The sequence below is a fragment of the Stenotrophomonas pavanii genome, from assembly GCF_900101175.1.
GTDB classification, from domain to species: Bacteria; Pseudomonadota; Gammaproteobacteria; order Xanthomonadales; family Xanthomonadaceae; genus Stenotrophomonas; species Stenotrophomonas pavanii.
The window spans coordinates 323,770-340,955 of the sequence record NZ_FNFQ01000001.1 but is presented as its reverse complement, the minus strand read 5'-3'; the positions used below and the strand labels follow the sequence as shown (position 1 = coordinate 340,955).

Annotated in this window: 18 protein-coding genes; 14 read left to right on the top strand and 4 right to left on the bottom strand. The window is 69.1% G+C overall.

The annotated features are described in order from the left end of the window. Window positions 1-20 precede the first annotated feature (20 nt). On the top strand, window positions 21-368 hold the full coding sequence (locus BLS66_RS01675) for a ribonuclease E inhibitor RraB (RefSeq protein ID WP_053460967.1): 348 nt from the start codon (window positions 21-23) through the stop codon (window positions 366-368). A gap of 91 nt (window positions 369-459) precedes the next feature. Here BLS66_RS01675 and asd read toward each other — a convergent pair whose 3' ends face one another. Together asd and BLS66_RS01665 are read right to left on the bottom strand one after the other, a co-directional pair. Continuing rightward, window positions 460-1,302, bottom strand: coding sequence for an archaetidylserine decarboxylase (asd, locus tag BLS66_RS01670; RefSeq protein WP_064238940.1), 843 nt, complete (start codon window positions 1,300-1,302; stop codon window positions 460-462). After that, window positions 1,299-1,949 carry an SCO family protein gene (locus tag BLS66_RS01665; protein WP_053504827.1) on the bottom strand — a complete coding sequence of 217 codons (651 nt, stop codon included), beginning with the start codon at window positions 1,947-1,949 and terminating at the stop codon, window positions 1,299-1,301. Before BLS66_RS01665 ends, asd begins: the two co-directional genes overlap by 4 nt. Window positions 1,950-2,071: 122 nt before the next feature. On the opposite strand from BLS66_RS01665, the gene prmB reads away from it, so the two are divergent. From prmB to BLS66_RS01625, 8 genes are all read left to right on the top strand, one after another. Next, the gene (prmB, locus tag BLS66_RS01660) at window positions 2,072-3,001 is read left to right on the top strand and encodes a 50S ribosomal protein L3 N(5)-glutamine methyltransferase (RefSeq protein WP_049470635.1); all 930 of its coding nucleotides are present in this window, start codon (window positions 2,072-2,074) and stop codon (window positions 2,999-3,001) included. Next, window positions 2,998-4,101, top strand: coding sequence for a chorismate synthase (gene aroC / locus BLS66_RS01655; protein ID WP_074724941.1), 1,104 nt, complete (start codon window positions 2,998-3,000; stop codon window positions 4,099-4,101). The genes prmB and aroC overlap by 4 nt, the downstream gene beginning before the upstream one ends. Continuing rightward, the gene (locus tag BLS66_RS01650; protein ID WP_074724940.1) at window positions 4,094-5,131 is read left to right on the top strand and encodes a 2-hydroxyacid dehydrogenase; all 1,038 of its coding nucleotides are present in this window, start codon (window positions 4,094-4,096) and stop codon (window positions 5,129-5,131) included. The genes aroC and BLS66_RS01650 overlap by 8 nt, the downstream gene beginning before the upstream one ends. A 90-nt stretch (window positions 5,132-5,221) precedes the next feature. Then, on the top strand, window positions 5,222-6,250 hold the full coding sequence (locus tag BLS66_RS01645) for an aspartate-semialdehyde dehydrogenase (RefSeq protein ID WP_053460962.1): 1,029 nt from the start codon (window positions 5,222-5,224) through the stop codon (window positions 6,248-6,250). Between the two features lie 147 nt (window positions 6,251-6,397). After that, the gene (locus tag BLS66_RS01640; protein WP_074724939.1) at window positions 6,398-8,422 is read left to right on the top strand and encodes a FimV/HubP family polar landmark protein; all 2,025 of its coding nucleotides are present in this window, start codon (window positions 6,398-6,400) and stop codon (window positions 8,420-8,422) included. Between the two features lie 26 nt (window positions 8,423-8,448). After that, entirely contained in the window at window positions 8,449-8,811 is a 363-nt protein-coding gene (locus BLS66_RS01635) for a VOC family protein (RefSeq protein ID WP_074724938.1), read from the top strand. Window positions 8,812-8,843: 32 nt separating this feature from the next. Next, on the top strand, window positions 8,844-9,614 hold the full coding sequence (gene truA / locus BLS66_RS01630) for a tRNA pseudouridine(38-40) synthase TruA (RefSeq protein ID WP_064238937.1): 771 nt from the start codon (window positions 8,844-8,846) through the stop codon (window positions 9,612-9,614). Beyond that, window positions 9,611-10,267 (top strand): phosphoribosylanthranilate isomerase, encoded by a 657-nt coding sequence (locus tag BLS66_RS01625; RefSeq protein WP_049414718.1) that lies wholly within the window; start codon window positions 9,611-9,613, stop codon window positions 10,265-10,267. The genes truA and BLS66_RS01625 overlap by 4 nt, the downstream gene beginning before the upstream one ends. Window positions 10,268-10,544: 277 nt before the next feature. Here the strand turns inward: BLS66_RS01625 and BLS66_RS20705 are convergent, their stop codons facing one another. After that, a complete protein-coding gene (locus BLS66_RS20705; RefSeq protein WP_167357697.1) occupies window positions 10,545-10,682 on the bottom strand; it encodes a hypothetical protein in 138 nt (45 codons plus the stop codon). Between the two features lie 296 nt (window positions 10,683-10,978). Next, window positions 10,979-11,866, bottom strand: coding sequence for a LysR family transcriptional regulator (locus BLS66_RS01620; protein WP_074724937.1), 888 nt, complete (start codon window positions 11,864-11,866; stop codon window positions 10,979-10,981). Window positions 11,867-11,963: 97 nt separating this feature from the next. Between BLS66_RS01620 and trpB the strand changes: the two genes are divergently transcribed. The 5 genes from trpB (at window position 11,964) to glmM (ending at window position 17,121) form a co-directional block, all read left to right on the top strand. Then, window positions 11,964-13,181 (top strand): tryptophan synthase subunit beta, encoded by a 1,218-nt coding sequence (gene trpB / locus BLS66_RS01615; RefSeq protein WP_053460952.1) that lies wholly within the window; start codon window positions 11,964-11,966, stop codon window positions 13,179-13,181. Continuing rightward, window positions 13,178-13,858 carry a hypothetical protein gene (locus tag BLS66_RS01610; RefSeq protein WP_074724936.1) on the top strand — a complete coding sequence of 227 codons (681 nt, stop codon included), beginning with the start codon at window positions 13,178-13,180 and terminating at the stop codon, window positions 13,856-13,858. The genes trpB and BLS66_RS01610 overlap by 4 nt, the downstream gene beginning before the upstream one ends. A gap of 1 nt (window position 13,859) precedes the next feature. Continuing rightward, a complete protein-coding gene (gene trpA, locus BLS66_RS01605) occupies window positions 13,860-14,669 on the top strand; it encodes a tryptophan synthase subunit alpha (protein WP_074724935.1) in 810 nt (269 codons plus the stop codon). A gap of 215 nt (window positions 14,670-14,884) precedes the next feature. Further along, a complete protein-coding gene (gene accD, locus BLS66_RS01600; protein ID WP_005410473.1) occupies window positions 14,885-15,760 on the top strand; it encodes an acetyl-CoA carboxylase, carboxyltransferase subunit beta in 876 nt (291 codons plus the stop codon). Beyond that, window positions 15,760-17,121 (top strand): phosphoglucosamine mutase, encoded by a 1,362-nt coding sequence (gene glmM / locus BLS66_RS01595; RefSeq protein WP_049470657.1) that lies wholly within the window; start codon window positions 15,760-15,762, stop codon window positions 17,119-17,121. Before accD ends, glmM begins: the two co-directional genes overlap by 1 nt. Window positions 17,122-17,186 lie beyond the last annotated feature (65 nt).

Here is a 17,186-nt window from a genome sequence, read left to right as displayed (position 1 = left end):
CCCCGACCCCTGGAACCCACATGGATCTCGAAGACACCCGCAACCTGTTCGCCAACCTCCGCGAAAACACCGACTGGGACATCAACGGCCCGTTGCTGTGGGGCTACTTCTTCGTGCACTCCACCGCTGAGCCGTTGCAGGCACTGGCCGGGCACCTGCAGGCGCAGGGCTACACCTTCGTGGAACTGTTCGAGCAGGAGCCGGAAGAGGGTGACGCGCCGTTCCACGTGCTGCACGTGGAGCGCGTGGAAATCCACGACGAAGCGTCGCTGGATCGCCGCAACCAGGAATTCGCAGCGCTGGCCAAGGAAAAGGGCGTGGAGGACTACGACGGCATGGACGTCGGCCCGGCCCCGGCCCTGCAGTAACGCGCGCACCGGTAGTGCCGGCCGCTGGCCGGCAATGCCCGACGCATTGGATCAACGGAGATTCCGGCCAGTGGCCGGCACTCCCGAAGCCTCAGCGCAGCTTCGCCAGCGCCTGGCCCAGCTGCACCGGGCTTTCGGCGTCCAGGTGCGGGGCGAACTCGGCCACGCCCGGCGGCAGCAGCACGATCACGGTCGAGCCGTAGTTGAAGCGCGCCATCTCGGCGAAACGCTCCAGCCTGATGCCCTGGCCGCGGTAGTCCTTGCGGGTGATGCGATCGCCGTAGTGCGGAATCTCCTCGCCGCTCCAGACGGTTTCCACGCCGGACACCAGCAGCGCACCCACCATCACACTGGCCATCGGCCCGAAGCTGGTGTCGAAATGGCAGACCAGGCGCTCGTTGCGTGCGAACAGGCGAGGCACGCCGTTGACCGCCGCCGGGCCGACGCTGAACAGGCGCCCCGGCACGTGCACGGTCTCGCGCAGGATGCCGGTCCACGGCATGTGCACCCGGTGGTAGTCGCGCGGGGACAGGTACACGGTGGCGTACAGGCCATCGTTGTAAGGCTTGGCATCCTCGGCGCTGCCCAGCAGTTCGGCGGCAGTAAACGACTGGCCCTTGGCCTGGAAGATGCGGCCGGCCTCGATCCTGCCGAGCTGGCTGATCCTGCCGTCGGCCGGCATCACCAGGCTGCGCGGATCGGCGTCGGCCACGCGGGCGCCCGGCTTCAACGCGCGGGTGAAGAACTGGTTGAAGGTCGCATAGCTGCGCGGGTCCGGGTTGGCCGCTTCGTCCAGGTTCACGTTGAACTTGCGGGTGACCGTGTCGATCAGCCAGCGCGACACGCGCGGATCGTCCGAGTACGCCAGCGAACGCGCCATCGAAGACAGCAGGCGGTGGGGCAGGGCGTACGTCAGGGCGGTGGTGAGGCTCATGGGGCGGTTTTCTCGGTCAGCTTCTGCAGGTCGCGGGCGATCGCCGGCGCGTTGAACGGGGGGCGTACCAGGCCGGCAAGGCGGCCCTGCGGGTCGAGCACGGCCAGGCTGGCCGAATGCTCGACGGTGTAATCCTCGGGGTTCTCGTCGAAATGCTTGCCCGGCACCTTCTGGAACACGAAGCCCAGCGAGGTGGCAAAGCGCTCCAGCGAGGGAACGTCAGCAGTGGCGGCCAGGGTGTCCTTGTGGAAGCCGTGCACGTACTCGCCGAGGCGGGTGGCGCTGTCGCGGTCCGGGTCGACCGAGATGAACAGCACGCGCGGGCGCAGGCTGTCGGGCAGGGCTTCCCACTGGTTCTGCGCGCCGGCCAGTTCGGCCAGGGTGGTCGGGCAGACGTCGGGGCAGAAGGTGAAACCGAGGAACACCAGGGTCCAGTGGCCCTTCAGCTCGCCCGGGATCAGCCGGGTGCCGTCGGACTGGGTCAGGTTGAAGTCGGGCAGCTCTCGCGGCGTGGGGTACAGGGTGATGGCTTCGGTGGCCGGGGCGTTGGCCGGCGGCTTCGGCGCGAACACCTGCTGGGCGGCCAGCAGGCCCAGTCCCGCCGCCAGGGCGATCAGCAGGATGATGCCGGCGTTGCGATTGAACATGGAGGCTCCCGCGCGAAATGGGCTCCATCATACCGGGTGAGGCCGGATCGTTTCCGCCGCAACGGATGCCGCCGCCGGCGCCAGCCCCTATAATCGGGGGCCACTTTGCCCGCAGTACCGCCATGACCGCTGAAACGGCCGCCGAACTCCACACGATCATCGATCTGATCCGCTACGGCACCAGCCGTTTCAACGAAGCCGGGCTGACCTTCGGGCACAGCTATGACAACGCGCTGGACGAGGCGACCCAGCTGGTGCTGCACAGCCTGCACCTGCCGCACGATCTGGGCCCGGCCTACGGCCAGGCGCGCCTGCTGCAGGCCGAAAAGCTGCGCGTGCTGGAGCTGTTCCAGCGCCGCATCGATGAACGCATCCCGGCCGCCTACCTGACCGGTGAGGCCTGGTTTGCAGGATTGAGCTTCAAGAGCGACAAGCGCGCCCTGGTACCGCGCTCGCCGATCGCCGAACTGATCGAATGCGGCTTCGAGCCGTGGCTGGCCGGCCGCGATGTCAGCCGTGCGCTGGACCTGTGCACCGGTTCGGGCTGCATCGCCATCGCCATGGGCCACTACTACCCGAACTGGGAAGTGGACGGCGTCGACCTGAGCGACGATGCACTGTCGCTGGCCGAAGAAAACAAGGAGCGCCTGCAGGCGCACAACGTCACCCTGATCAAGTCGGACCTGTTCAACGGCCTGACCGGCCGCCACTACGACCTGATCGTCACCAATCCGCCGTACGTCACCAACGACGAGACCGATGCCCTGCCGCAGGAGTACTCCTACGAGCCGGAAATGGGCCTGCGTGCCGGTGACGATGGCCTGGACCTGGTGCTGAAGATCCTGCGTGACGCGCCGCTGCACCTGAGCGAAGACGGCCTGCTGATCTGCGAAGTGGGCGAATCCGAACAGCACCTGGTCAAGCTGCTGCCTGAAGTCGATTTCGCCTGGATCGAATTCAAGGTCGGCCAGATGGGCATCTTCGCGGTCGAATGCCGCGAGCTGATCGCCCACAGCGCACGCATCACCGAACTGGCGGCGCAGCGCCCGTGAGCTCCAATTCGTTCGGCAAGCTGTTCACCGTCACCACGTTCGGCGAGTCGCACGGGCCGGCCATCGGCTGCGTGGTCGATGGCTGCCCGCCGGGGCTGGCGCTGGACGCGGCCGAATTCGCCCACGACCTGCAGCGCCGCGCCACCGGCAAGAGCCGGCACACCTCGGCACGGCGCGAGGCCGACGAGGTCGAGATCCTGTCGGGCGTGTACGAGGGCCTGACCACCGGCACCCCGATCGCGCTGCTGATCCGCAACACCGACCAGCGCAGCAAGGATTACGCCAGCATCGGCCAGCAGTTCCGCCCGGGCCATGCCGACTACAGCTACTGGCACAAGTACGGCATCCGCGACCCGCGCGGTGGTGGCCGTTCCTCGGCGCGCGAGACCACCATGCGCGTGGCCGCCGGCGTGATCGCCAAGAAGTGGCTGGCCGAGCGCTTCGGCGTCATCGTGCGTGGCTACCTGTCACAGCTGGGCGACATCACCCCGGCCGGTTTCGACTGGTCGGCCGTGGAAGACAATCCGTTCTTCTGGCCGCACGCCGAACAGGTGCCCGCGCTGGAGGCGTACATGGATGCGCTGCGCAAGTCCGGTGATTCGGTCGGTGCGCGCGTGGACGTGGTGGCCGACAATGTGCCGCCGGGCTGGGGTGAACCCATCTACGGCAAGCTTGACGGTGAGCTGGCTGCCGCGCTGATGAGCATCAACGCGGTGAAGGGCGTGGAGATCGGCGACGGTTTCGCCAGCGCCGCGCAGAAGGGCACCGAACACCGCGACCTGCTGACCCCGCAGGGCTTCGCCAGCAACCATGCCGGCGGCATCCTCGGTGGCATCTCCACCGGCCAGCCGGTGGTCGCGTCCATCGTCCTCAAGCCGACCTCCAGCCTGCGCCTGCCGGGCCCGTCGCTGGATACGTCTGGCAACGTGGTCGAGGTGGTCACTACCGGCCGCCACGACCCCTGCGTCGGCATCCGCGCCACCCCGATCGCCGAGGCCATGGTGGCGATGGTGCTGATGGACCAGGCATTGCGCCACCGCGCGCAGTGCGGCGATGTCGGCACGATCACCCCGCGCATTCCCGGGCAGATCGATGGCTGACACGCGGCCGACCGTGTGGGTGAGCCAGCCGCTGATCGACGCGGCCATCGCGCCGCTGCGCGATCGCGTGCAGCTGCGCGGCACCGACACCGTCACCGCCTGGTCGCCGGACCAGATCGCCGGACAGCTGGCCCGCGCCGACGGCGCGATCATCACCCTCAACGAGCGCATCGGTGCGGCCCAGGTGGCCGACGCCGCGCAGTTGCAGGTGATCGCCAATGTCGGCGTCGGCTACAACAACCTGGATGTCGACGCGCTCAGTGCGACCGGCATCCTGGCCAGCAACACGCCGGATGTCCTGACCGAAACCACCGCCGATCTCGGCTTCGCGCTGCTGATGGCCACCGCGCGCCGCATCACTGAATCCGAGCGCTGGCTGCGCGACGGCCAGTGGCAGCAGTGGTCGTTCCAGACCATGCTCGGTGCCGATATCCACGGCAGCACGCTGGGCATCCTTGGCATGGGCCGCATCGGCCAGGGCATCGCCCGCCGCGGCGCGCACGGTTTCGGCATGAAGGTGCTGTACCACAATCGTTCGCAGCTGCCGGCGGCGACCGAAGCGGAAGTGGGCGCAACCTATGTGGACCTGGACACGCTGCTGGCACAGTCCGACCACCTGCTGCTGGTGCTGCCGTATACCCCGGCCTCGCACCACCTGATTGATGCCGCCGCGCTGGCGAAGATGAAGCCGTCGGCAACGCTGGTGAACATCGCCCGCGGTGGCCTGGTCGATGAGATCGCGCTGGCCGACGCGCTGGCCAACGGACGCCTGGCTGCCGCTGGCCTGGACGTGTACGAGGGCGAGCCGAAGGTGCGCCCGGAACTGCTGGCGCTGCGCAACGTGGTGCTGACCCCGCACATCGGCAGTGCCTCGCTGGCCACGCGCACGGCGATGGTACAGCTGGCCGTGGATAATCTGCTTGCCGGGCTCGGCCTGGACGGCGGCCCGTCGCGGATGCCGAGCGCGATCAACGCTGACGCGGCGATGGCCGCGCGCGTGACGCTGGGCAAAAAAACCGGGAAACGATAGGGAACCTCCGCGCGCCCCGCTTGAGGAGGTTCCCCGAACCCAGCTGTCGTGCGTGTTTTTCCCCATTCCCGTTTTCGTGAGAGTTCCCCCATGAGCAATGCACAGCGCAGTTTCCACGTCGCCGTCGTCGGTGCCACCGGTGCTGTTGGCGAGACCATGTTGTCGATCCTGGCCGAGCGTGATTTCCCGGTCGGTACCCTGAGCGTCCTGGCCTCCGAGCGTTCGGCCGGCGGCGAGATCGAGTTCAACGGCCAGAAGGTCAAGGTCCAGGACCTGGCTACCTTCGATCCGGCCGGCGTCGAGATCGCGCTGTTCTCGGCCGGTGGCAGCGTGTCCAAGGAATACGCACCGAAGTTCGCCGCCGCCGGCGCGGTGGTGATCGACAACTCCTCGGCCTTCCGTTACGACGATGACGTGCCGCTGGTGGTGTCCGAGGTCAATCCGGAGCAGGTCGCCAACCGTCCGCGCGGCATCATCGCCAATCCGAACTGCTCGACCATGCAGATGCTGGTGGCGCTGGCGCCGCTGCACCGCAAGTACGGCATCGAGCGCATCAACGTCTCCACCTACCAGTCGGTGTCCGGCGGTGGTCGTTCGGCCACCGAGGAACTGGGCAAGCAGACCGGCCAGCTGCTGAGCTTCCAGGAGATCGATCCGCAGCGCTTCCCGGTGCAGATCGCCTTCAACCTGATCCCGCACATCGATGACTTCCAGGACAACGGCTTCACCAAGGAAGAAATGAAGCTGATCTGGGAGACCCGCAAGATCCTCGGCGATGACAGCATCCTGGTGAACCCGACCGCAGTGCGCGTGCCGGTGTTCTACGGCCACTCCGAGTCGGTGGCGATCGAGACCCGCGACAAGGTCACCGTGGCCGAAGCGCGCGCGCTGCTGGAGCAGTCGCCGGGCGTCGAAGTGGTGGATCGCCACGAGGCCGGTGGCTACCCGACCCCGGTCACCCATGCCTCGGGCACCGACGCGGTGTACGTCGGCCGCATCCGCGAGGACCTGTCGCACCCGCGCGGCCTCAACCTCTGGATCGTGTCGGACAACGTGCGCAAGGGCGCTGCCCTGAACGCGGTGCAGCTGGCCGAGCTGGTCGCCGCCGAGCAGCGTTGATCACAGCGGTTGCCTCACCGGTAGTGCCGGCCGCTGGCCGGCATTGCCGTGATGGGGACGTGCATGTCTGCCGGCCAGCGGCCGGCACTGCCGAAGGTCCCCCTCGATGGGTGCGGACCCCGGTCCGCACGCTTTATAGTGTCGCCCATGAATAAACGGGCCAGGGGCGCAAAGCGCCCGCTCCTCTATCTATCCACTGCACTGCTGGCCCTGGCCAGCAGTTCGGCGCTGGCCCTGGGCCTGGGCGACATCCGCGTCCTGTCCAAGCCGGGCCAGCCCCTGCTGGCCGAGATCCCGGTGGTCTCGGCCGATCCGTCCGAGCTGGAGAACCTGCGTGTCGCGCTGGCCTCTCCGGTCACCTTCGAACGCGTCGGCCTGCAGCGCCCGACCGGGCTGGTCAGCGAACTGCAGTTCGAGCTGACCCGCAACGCGCAGGGCAGGGCAGTGGTGCGGGTGACCTCGCAGACGCCGGTCGAGACGCCGTCGCTGAGCTTCCTGATCGAGGCCGACTGGGGCCAGGGCCGGCTGGTCCGCGAGTACTCGGCGCTGGTCGATGCACCCTCCAGTGCACTGGCGGTGGCCGAACCGGAAATCGTCGCGCCGGCCGGCAGCCTGTCCAACACCATCGCGCGCGAGCCGACCGCGGCGCCTGCCCCTGCGGACGACGCCCGCGCGCCTGCACCGTCCACCGCCGCTGCGCCGGTGCCCGCTCCGCTCCCCCGTGCAGCGGCTGCGCCGGTCACGGCGCCGGCGGCCGATGGCAGCGTCACCGTCCAGCGCGGGCAGACCCTGTCGCAGATCGCCAGCGCGGTGGCCCGCGGCAACCAGGTCAGCCGCGACCGCGCGATGATCGCCCTGCTGCGGGCCAACCCGGAAGCCTTCATCCGCGGCAACGTCAACCTGCTCAGACAGGGCGCCGTGCTGCGCATGCCCGGTAGCGATGCACTGGCGGCCGTCGATGCCGCCGAGGCCGCCGCGCTGGTGCGTGAGCATGCCGCACAGTGGCGGCAGGCGCGCACCGTGCCGCAACCGGCGGGCAGCGTCGCCCCGGCCGCCACGGCGGCGACCGCGAACGCTTCTTCCCCGGCTGCGGCCAATGGGGCACGACTTGAAATCGCTCCGGCGCTGGCCTCCGACGCCGCGCATGCGGGCACAACCACCGGCACTGCAGCCGGCAGCGAGGGTGACATGCTGGGCAACGAACAACTGCGCCAGGCACGCGAGGACATCGCGACCCGCGATGCCGAGATCGGCGAGCTCAAGCAGCGCGTGGCCGACCTGGAAAAACTCAAGGAACAGCAGCAGTCGCTGATCGCGATGAAGGACAACGACCTGGCCGCCGCGCAGCAGCGCCTGGCGCAGGCACCGGGTGCCCGCGATGCGGCAACACCGTGGTACTGGCTGGGGCTGCCGGTGCTGCTGCTGGCGGCTGGCGCGGCCTGGCTGCTGCGTCGACGCAAGCCGTCGCCGCTGCCGCCGCTGCGCGAAGAAGACGATGCCGCCGGCCTGGCCGCTGCGGTTCCGGCGGGCGCTGCGCTGGATACACTGGCCGAGCAGTCCTCATGGTCCTCGGTGGCGACCGAGGAGGCGCGCCAGGAGCCGGCGATGCCGGCCTGGGCGAGCGAGCGCGCGGCGCAGGATGAAGTGGCTGCCGCCTCCGCTGCCGACCTGGACGCACAGGCGGACTGGCAGGCGCAGACGCTGCGCGATGACGAGGTGGTGGCGCTGCCCGAGGCAGTGACCGAGCTGCCGCGCTGGGATGAGCCGGCGGCCACGCAGGACGACTCCGTGCCGGCCGACGCCGTGCAGGATGAGCCGGTCGCGCACGCGGCCGCTGACGAGGTGGCCGTGCCGGACTACGCGCTGCACGCCGAGCAGCAGCCGCAGTTCCGCGGCGTGTTCGACCTGCCGGCCGAGCATCCTGGAAGCGAGGATGCGCCGACGGTGCCGGAGGACGCGCCGGCCGCACCGGTGCATGAACAAGGCACTGCTGCATCGGCCGGTGATGCCGGCTGGACACCACGGGCCGGGCAGGAGCGCCTGGAACTGGCCATCGCCTATCTCGACCTGGGCGATGCCCAGACCGCGCGTACGCTGCTGCAGGAAGTCGCAGACGGCGGCGACCTGCACTGCCAGGCCCAGGCCCGCGAATTGCTGGCCCGGCTGCCGTGACCGATTCCGCCCACAAGGACCCTGCCATGAGCCGCGAGCGCCGCATCGACTATGTTGAATTCGCCTCGACGGATCCTGCGGCCAGTCGCGCCTTTTTCGAGAGGGCATTCGGCTGGTCGTTCGTCGACTACGGCAGCGACTACACCGCCTTCGACGACGGCCGCCTGCAGGGCGGCTTCTTCCGCGGCCAGCCACAGCGTGCCAGCGATTGCGGTGCGCCGCTGCTGGTGCTGTACGCCGACCAGCTTGCGCCGATCGAAGCGGCGGTGCGCGATGCCGGCGGTGAGATCGTGCGGCCGGTGTTTTCCTTCCCCGGGGGCAGCCGTTTCCAGTTCGCCGAGCCTGGTGGCAACGAACTGGCGGTCTGGTCCGAACGCGACCCGGCCTGAGCGCCGCCCCACCCGCAACATCGAGGTAGCACATGCGTTACGCGCTTGGCGTCGAGTACGACGGCAGCGATTTCAGGGGCTGGCAGAACCTGGGCGAGGGTGGCCCCAGCGTGCAGGCCAGCCTGGAGCAGGCGCTGTCGTCGGTCGCAGACGCGCCGCTGCAGGTGGTCTGTGCCGGCCGCACCGACGCCGGCGTGCACGGCCAGTGCCAGGTCGTGCATTTCGATACGGACGTGGCGCGTGATCCGCGCGCCTGGATGCTGGGCACCACCACCCGCCTGCCACGCTCAGTCGCGGTGCGCTGGTGCGTGCCGGTGGCCGACGACTTCCATGCCCGTTTCTCGGCGCGTGCGCGCCGCTACCGCTACCGCCTGCTCAACCGCGAGGTGCGGCCGGCGCTGCAGCGGCAGACGCTCAGCTGGGAGCGCCGCGCGCTGGACGAGACGCTGATGCACACTGCCGGCCAGGCCCTGCTCGGCGAGAACGACTTCAGCGCGTTCCGCTCGGTGCAGTGCCAGGCGTTGCATGCGCGGCGCGAACTGCAGTCACTGCAGGTCACCCGCCAGGGCGAGGTGATCGAGGTCGCCGTGCAGGGCAATGCATTCCTTCATCACATGGTCCGCAATATCGTCGGATCGCTGATCCTGGTGGGCAGTGGCGAGAAGCCGGTGGAATGGATCGCCGAACTGCTGGCCGGGCGCGATCGCACCGTAGCCGGTCCCACCGCACCGCCGCAGGGCCTGGTGTTCCTTGGGCCCCTGTACCCCGACAACTGGCATCTGCCCGCCGAGGTCACGCTATGAGCCGCTCCTACTACCGCACGCGCATCAAGTTCTGTGGCATGACCCGGGCCGGCGACGTCCGCCTGGCCGGCGAACTGGGCGTGGACGCGGTGGGTTTCATCTTCGCCCGTGAAAGCAGCCGCCGGGTCGCCCCGGCCGAGGCACGCGCGATGCGCCAGGCGATCGCACCGATGGTCGACGTGGTGGCACTGTTCCGCAACAACAGCAAGGAAGAGGTGCGCGAGGTGCTGCGCACGGTGCGCCCGACCCTGCTGCAGTTCCATGGCGAGGAAGACGAGAGCTTCTGCCGCAGCTTCAACATGCCCTACCTGAAGGCGATCGCCATGGGCGGGCGTGAAGAGATCAACGCCCGCACGCTGCAGCTGCGCTACCCCAGCGCCGCGGGCTTCCTGTTCGACAGCCACGCGCCGGGCGGCGGTGGCGGTACCGGCGTGGCGTTCGACTGGGGACGGATCCCGACCGGCCTGCATCGGCCGTTCCTGCTTGCCGGCGGCCTGAACCCGGAAAACGTCTATGACGCGGTGCTGGCCACCCTGCCGTGGGGCGTGGATGTCTCCAGTGGCATCGAGCTGGAGCCGGGGATCAAGGACGGCTACAGGATGCGCACCTTTGTCGAAGAAGTGCGCCGGGCCGATTGCGCGGTTCTGGAGTGACCCACGTCGAAGCACACTGCGCGCGGAAGTCACCATCCGTCCAGGCGGATGCCGGGACGGCGGAAGCACCCGCATCGTTGCTGCGCTGACACTGAACTCCGAATTCCTGCTCCGCGCCGCTGCATGGCAAGGGTGAACCGCGCTGTCCCGGCCTGCCGCTACTGGCCAGCCGACTGCGTCCAACGCGGCGGCCAGCCAGGTGATCAAGCAGGGGGCTGCGTGGCAACGACGTGCAGGCCCAGCAGCGGTCCCTCGACCGGCTCAGCGTGCGTGATCGTCAGACGACGGCCGTTTCGGTGACCACACCGGCGAAGCGGTGATCGCGTTGCGGAAACAGCAGGCACTGGCCGCCGATGGAATCGTTGCTTGCCAGACCATTGCTGCCCTCGCGGCGGGGCGTGTGCAGGGCCGTCAACCTGCCGCAGCTGCACTATCCCCCTGCATGCAAAGCAGAACGGCATCGACGGGGCCGACAAGCTGCAGAGCATGGCGGTGCAGGATGGCAAGGCCTTCGTGATGGGCACGACGCCGGGCTTCCGCACTCGGCTGACCTGGCCCAGGCCCCGGCGTCGCTGGAGCAGGCCAGTGCCCATCTGCTGGGAGGCCCGTTGCGCCTGCAGCAGGTGCGCGAGGAGCAGCAACGGATTGCGACAAGCGGTCGCTCAGGCCCGGGCTGCGGGCTCCGGGCGGTGATGCCGCGCGGGCCTCCTCTCAGCGCAGTTGCGCGGCCACCCAATCGGCCACCGCGTCCACGCGCGCATCGGCAGGGCCATCCGGCCGTGCCAGCACCCAGAAGCCACCGGTGGCTGCAAATCCCCACGGGGCGATCAGCCGTCCCGCGGCGAGGTCCTCGGCCACCAGTGGCTCCGGTGCGATCGCCGGGCCCAACCCGGCCACGGCGGCTTCCAGCAAGTAGTAGAGATGTTCGAACGCGCTGCCCAGTTGCAGCTTCGACACGTCCAGACCCTGTGCCTGCGCCCACGCTGGCCACGCCTGCGGTCGTGAGCTGGTGTGCAGCAGCGTCTCCTGCAGCAGTGCCGAGGGCGGTACATGTCGCAGGCGCTGCGCAGCCGGATGCGATGGCGCCACCACCACGCCAACCCGTTCCGGCGCCAGCTCACGCACCTGCCAACCGCGCGGCCACGGCCCCTGGGCCAGCAGCAGCACCGCATCCAGCGCTGCCTGCGCCTCGGTGAAGCTGCCATCCAGTGCCGACCACTGCAGGCGCACGCCGGGCAGGGCGGCCTGCAGCGCAGGCAGGCGCGGGATCATCCAGCGTGCCAGCACGCTGCCACTGCAGCCCAGCACCAGCGCCGGGGCCGCCGCCGGTCGCCGCAGTTCCCGCACGCAGTCTTCGATGCCGCCGAACGCGTCGCTGCATGCTGCCTGCAGGCGCGTGCCCGCAGCGGTCAGGCGCAGGCCACGACCGGCGCGCTGGAACAGTGCCAGGCCGAGGTGGTCTTCCAGCAGTTTCAGCTGCCGGCTGACCGCGCCGTGGGTGACATGCAGGTCCTGCGCGGCGCGGCCAACGCCGCCGAGACGGGCGGTGGCCTCGAACGCGCGCAGCGCATTGAGCGGTGGTAGCAGGGAACGGCTCATGTGAGATTTCCTGACGGTATGCGCCAGATAATATCCATTTTCCGGTCATGAACCGTGCGCTAGAGTATCCACCTGTCTCGAACCAGCGGTCGCTTCCATGTCTGCCTCCCCCATTGCCGACTACCACGCCTTCCCGGATGCCCACGGCCATTTCGGCCGCTACGGTGGCAGCTTCGTCGCCGAAACCCTGGTCGGCCCGCTGCAGGAACTCGCCCAGGCCTATGACCAGGCCCGCCAGGACCCGGCGTTCCAGGCGGCCTACGACCGCGACCTGGCCCACTACGTGGGCCGGCCGAGCCCGATCTACCACGCCCAGCGTCTGAGCGACCATGTGGGCGGTGCGCAGATCCTGCTCAAGCGCGAAGACCTGAACCACACCGGCGCGCACAAGATCAACAACACCATCGGCCAGGCGCTGCTGGCGGCGCGGATGGGCAAGAAGCGCATCATCGCCGAGACCGGTGCCGGCCAGCACGGCGTGGCCAGCGCCACCGTTGCCGCGCGGCTGGGCCTGGAGTGCGTGGTGTACATGGGCGCCACCGACATCGAGCGGCAGAAGATCAACGTCTACCGCATGAAGCTGCTCGGCGCGACGGTGGTGCCGGTCACTTCCGGTTCGGCCACGTTGAAGGATGCGCTCAACGAAGCGATGCGCGACTGGGTGACCAACGTGCAGGACACTTTCTACATCATCGGTACGGTCGCCGGCCCGGATCCCTATCCGCGCATGGTGCGCGACTTCAATGCCATCGTCGGCCGCGAGGCACGCGAGCAGATGCTGGCCGAGTATGGCCGCCTGCCCGATGCGATCACCGCCTGCGTCGGTGGCGGCAGCAATGCCATCGGCCTGTTCCATGCCTTCCTCAACGACCGCCAGGTCGAGATCGTCGGTGCCGAGGCCGCCGGTGACGGCATCAGCACCGGGCGCCACGCCGCATCGATCGCTGCCGGTCGCCCTGGCGTGCTGCATGGCAACCGCACCTATGTACTGTGCGACGACGACGGCCAGATCATCGAGACCCATTCGGTGTCGGCCGGCCTGGACTATCCGGGCGTTGGCCCGGAGCACGCGTTCCTGGCCGACACCGGCCGCGCCCGCTATCTCGGCATCACCGATGACGAAGCGCTGCAGGCGTTCCACCTGCTGGCGCATACCGAGGGCATCCTGCCGGCACTGGAGTCCAGCCATGCGCTGGCACAGGCGATCAAGCTGGCGCGCGAGCGTCCGCGTGACCAGATCGTGCTGTGCAATCTGTCCGGCCGTGGCGACAAGGACGTGCACACCATCGCCGCGCGCGAAGGGCTGGTGCTGTGAGCGCGTTGCTGCGCAACAGTGGCGTGCTGCTGCTGGCGCTGGGGTTGGCCGCGTGCCAGCCGCCGGAACCGCCGGTGCTGGCGCCGGCCGCCAGGGCCACCACGCAGCCGGCACAGCAGCCGGCCGCCAACGACGACCTCGACCCGATCGCACGCACGCCGATTGTCGATCCGCCACCGGTGGAAGGCACGGACGGCGATGATGCGCCCGCGGTGGCCTCAGTGGCGCTGGACCATGCCGGCGAGGTGCTGATCGGCCAGCACATGAGCGATCTGCAGGCCCTCGGGCCGTGGACGGCACAGGGCGCCGTCGAAGCCATGGGCGGCAGTTGCGAGTACTACGACGGCAAGGGGCTGCCGCCCGGCGTGTCGATGATGACCGATGAAGATCGCGTCGTCCGTTTCGACCTCGGACGGGATCCGGAGAGCGGCGCGCCCACGCCGCAGCCCGGTCCGTTCGGCCTGCGCGTCGGCATGACCCGCGCCCAGGCCATGGCCCAGTTCCCGAGGCCGCCGGTATCCAGCCCGCATGCCTACGACGGTGACCAGGGCGAGTACCTCACCTGGCAGGACCCCGGTTCGGACCTGGGTATCCGCGTGGAACTGTTTGAAGGGAAGGTTACCCGGATGTACTGGGGAACCAGCGATGCGATTGAACTGATTGAAGGATGTGCCTGAAATGTCCGTATCCCGACTCGATGCCTGTTTCCAGCGTCTGCGCGAACAGCAGCGCAAGGCGCTGATCCCCTTCGTCACGGCCGGTGATCCCTCGCTGGAGGCCACCGTGCCGGTCATGCACGCGCTGGTCGAGGCCGGTGCCGACGTGATCGAACTGGGCGTGCCGTTCTCCGACCCGATGGCCGACGGCCCGACCATCCAGCGCAGCTCCGAGCGCGCGCTGGCCCGCGGTGCAGGCAGCCGCTACGTCCTGCAGGCCGTGGCGCAGTTCCGCGAGCGCGATGCGCAGACCCCGGTGGTGCTGATGGGCTACCTGAACCCGGTGGAGATCCACGGCTACGCGGCCTTCGCCAAGGCCGCCGTCGACGCCGGCGTGGACGGCGTGCTGCTGGTCGACCTGCCGCCGGAAGAGGCGGGCGAGGCCCAGCAGGCGTTCGACGCCGCCGGCCTTGCGCTGGTTCTGCTGGCATCGCCGACCACCAGCGAAGCACGTGCCGACAAGCTGCTGGCGCTGGCCCGTGGCTATCTTTACTACGTCAGCTTTGCCGGTGTCACCGGCGCGTCCGAGCGCCTGGACAGTGATGCCGCCAGTGCCCGCCTGCAGGCGTTGCGCGCGCGTGCGTCGGTGCCGGTGGTGGCGGGCTTCGGCATCAAGGATGCCGCCAGTGCCGCAGCCATGGCCCGGCAGGCGGACGGCGTGGTGGTGGGCAGCGCGCTGGTGGCGGCGCTGGCCGAAGCGGGCTCGGCTGAAGAGGCCGCGCAGCGTGCCCGTTCTTTCCTGGCCCCGCTGCGGCAGGCGCTGGACGCGTAATGGTCGTGCCGGCCGCCGGCCGGCATCCTCCTGAGGGCGCGCGTGCAAGGGCTGCCGGCCAGCGGCGGGCACCGCCCAGCACCTAAACGTACGTCCCAGCATGGTTTTTTCCGGCTGCCCCGCCGCTGGCAAGGGGGTGCACGGGCGGGGAAAGCGGAGCTAGACTGTCCGCCTTTGCGGCCCCTGGGCCGCCCTGAACGGAAGTGTCCTCCCGCATGAGTTGGCTCAGCAAGTTGATGCCGTCCGGCATCCGCACCGACAACACCCCCAGCAAGAAGCGCAGCGTCCCCGAGGGCCTGTGGGAAAAGTGCAGCAACTGCGGCAGCGCGTTGTACCGTCCGGAACTGGAAGAGAACCTGGAAGTCTGCCCGAAGTGCGGCCATCACATGGCGATCCGCGCGCGCGCGCGCCTGGCCGCCCTGTTCGACGCCGACAGCACCACCGAGATCGGTGCGCGCCTGGGGCCGACCGACCTGCTCAAGTTCAAGGACCAGAAGAAGTACAGCGAGCGCATCAAGATCGCGCAGAAGAACACCGGCGAGTACGACGCGCTGATCGCCATGCGCGGCCTGCTCAAGGGCCGTGCGCTGGTGGCATCGTCCTTCGACTTCGCCTTCATGGGCGGCTCGATGGGCTCGGTGGTCGGCGAGCGCTTCGCACTGGCTGCGGAAACCGCAGTCGAGATCGGTGCGCCCTACGTGTGCTTCTCGCAGAGCGGCGGCGCCCGCATGCAGGAAGGCCTGTTCTCGCTGATGCAGATGGCCAAGACCTCGGCCGCGCTGGGCAAGCTGCGTGAAGCCGGCCTGCCGTACATTTCGGTGCTGACCCATCCGACCACCGGTGGCGTCTCGGCCTCCTTCGCGATGCTGGGCGACATCAACATCGCCGAGCCGCAGGCGCTGATCGGCTTCGCCGGCCCGCGCGTGATCGAGCAGACCGTGCGCGAGAAGCTGCCGGAGGGCTTCCAGCGCTCGGAGTTCCTGCTCGAGCACGGTGCCATCGACCAGATCTGCGACCGCCGCGAAATGCGCGACCGCCTGTCCGACCTGCTGGCGATGCTGGGTCGCCAGCCGGCGCCGGAGGTGGCTTGATGGGAGGCCGCAAGTACTTCGGTACTGATGGCATCCGAGGCCGGGTCGGCCAGGGCGTGATCTCGGCCGACTTCGTGCTGCGCCTGGGCAACGCCCTGGGTCGCGTCCTGGTCGCCCAGCGCGGCCAGGATGGGCGGCGGCCGATCGTGGTGATCGGCAAGGACACCCGCATTTCCGGTTACATGTTCGAGGCGGCGCTGGAAGCCGGCCTGGTCGCCGCCGGTGCCGACGTGCAGCTGCTGGGACCGATGCCGACCCCGGCGGTGGCATTCCTGACCCGTACGCTGGGCGTGGATGCCGGCATCGTCATCAGCGCCTCGCACAATCCGCATTACGACAACGGCATCAAGTTCTTTTCCGCCCAGGGCGAGAAGCTCGACGATGCCACCGAGCTGGCCCTGGAAGCGGCGCTGGACGTTCCGTTCACCACCGCCGAATCGGAAAAGCTGGGCAAGGCCGCGCGCGCGCGCGAGGCGGTCGGCCGCTACATCGAGTTCTGCAAGGCCAGCGTACCGCGCGCGTTCGACCTGCGTGGCGTGCGTCTGGTGCTGGACTGTGCGCACGGTGCCACTTACCAGATCGCACCGCTGCTGTTCCGCGAACTGGGCGCCGAGGTGATCGGCATTGGTGCCGAGCCGAATGGCGTCAACATCAATGCCGGCGTGGGCTCGACCCATATCGACAACCTCGCGGCCAAGGTCCGCGAGACCCGCGCGGATCTCGGCATCGCCTTCGATGGCGACGGCGACCGCGTGCTGATGGCCGACGACCAGGGCAATCCGGTCGACGGCGATGACCTGCTGTACATCCTGGCCCGTGCCTGGAAGGACGAAGGCCGCCTGCGCGGCCCGGTGGTCGGCACGCTGATGAGCAACTATGGCATCGAGAAGGCGTTCGCCGACCTGCAGATTCCGTTCGTGCGCAGCAATGTCGGTGATCGCTACGTGCACCAGGCGCTGATCGAAGGCGGTGGCGTGCTCGGCGGGGAGGCCTCCGGCCACCTGCTGTGCCTGGACCGCGCCACCACCGGTGACGGTATCGTCAGCGCGCTGCAGGTGCTGGTGGCGCTGCGCAACAGCGGCCAGACCCTGCGCCAGGCGCTGAAGGGGCTGGTGCGGGTGCCGCAGAAGACGGTCAACGTGCGGCTGGGCAATGTCTCGGCCAAGGCCACGGTGCAGGCCGACAGCGTGCAGGCCGCACTGGCCGTCGCGCAGCAGTCGGTGGCCGGTCGCGGCCGTGCGTTCCTGCGCCCGTCCGGCACCGAGCCGGTGGTGCGGGTCACGGTCGAGGCCGATGACGCAGCGCTGATGCAGGACACGCTGGATCGCCTGTCCGCAGCGGTGCGTGAAGCCGCTGCCTGAGGCGGCTGCACCTTCAGCAAACGGAAAACGCCCCGAAAAGCCGGGGCGTTTTTCGTTCACGCGAC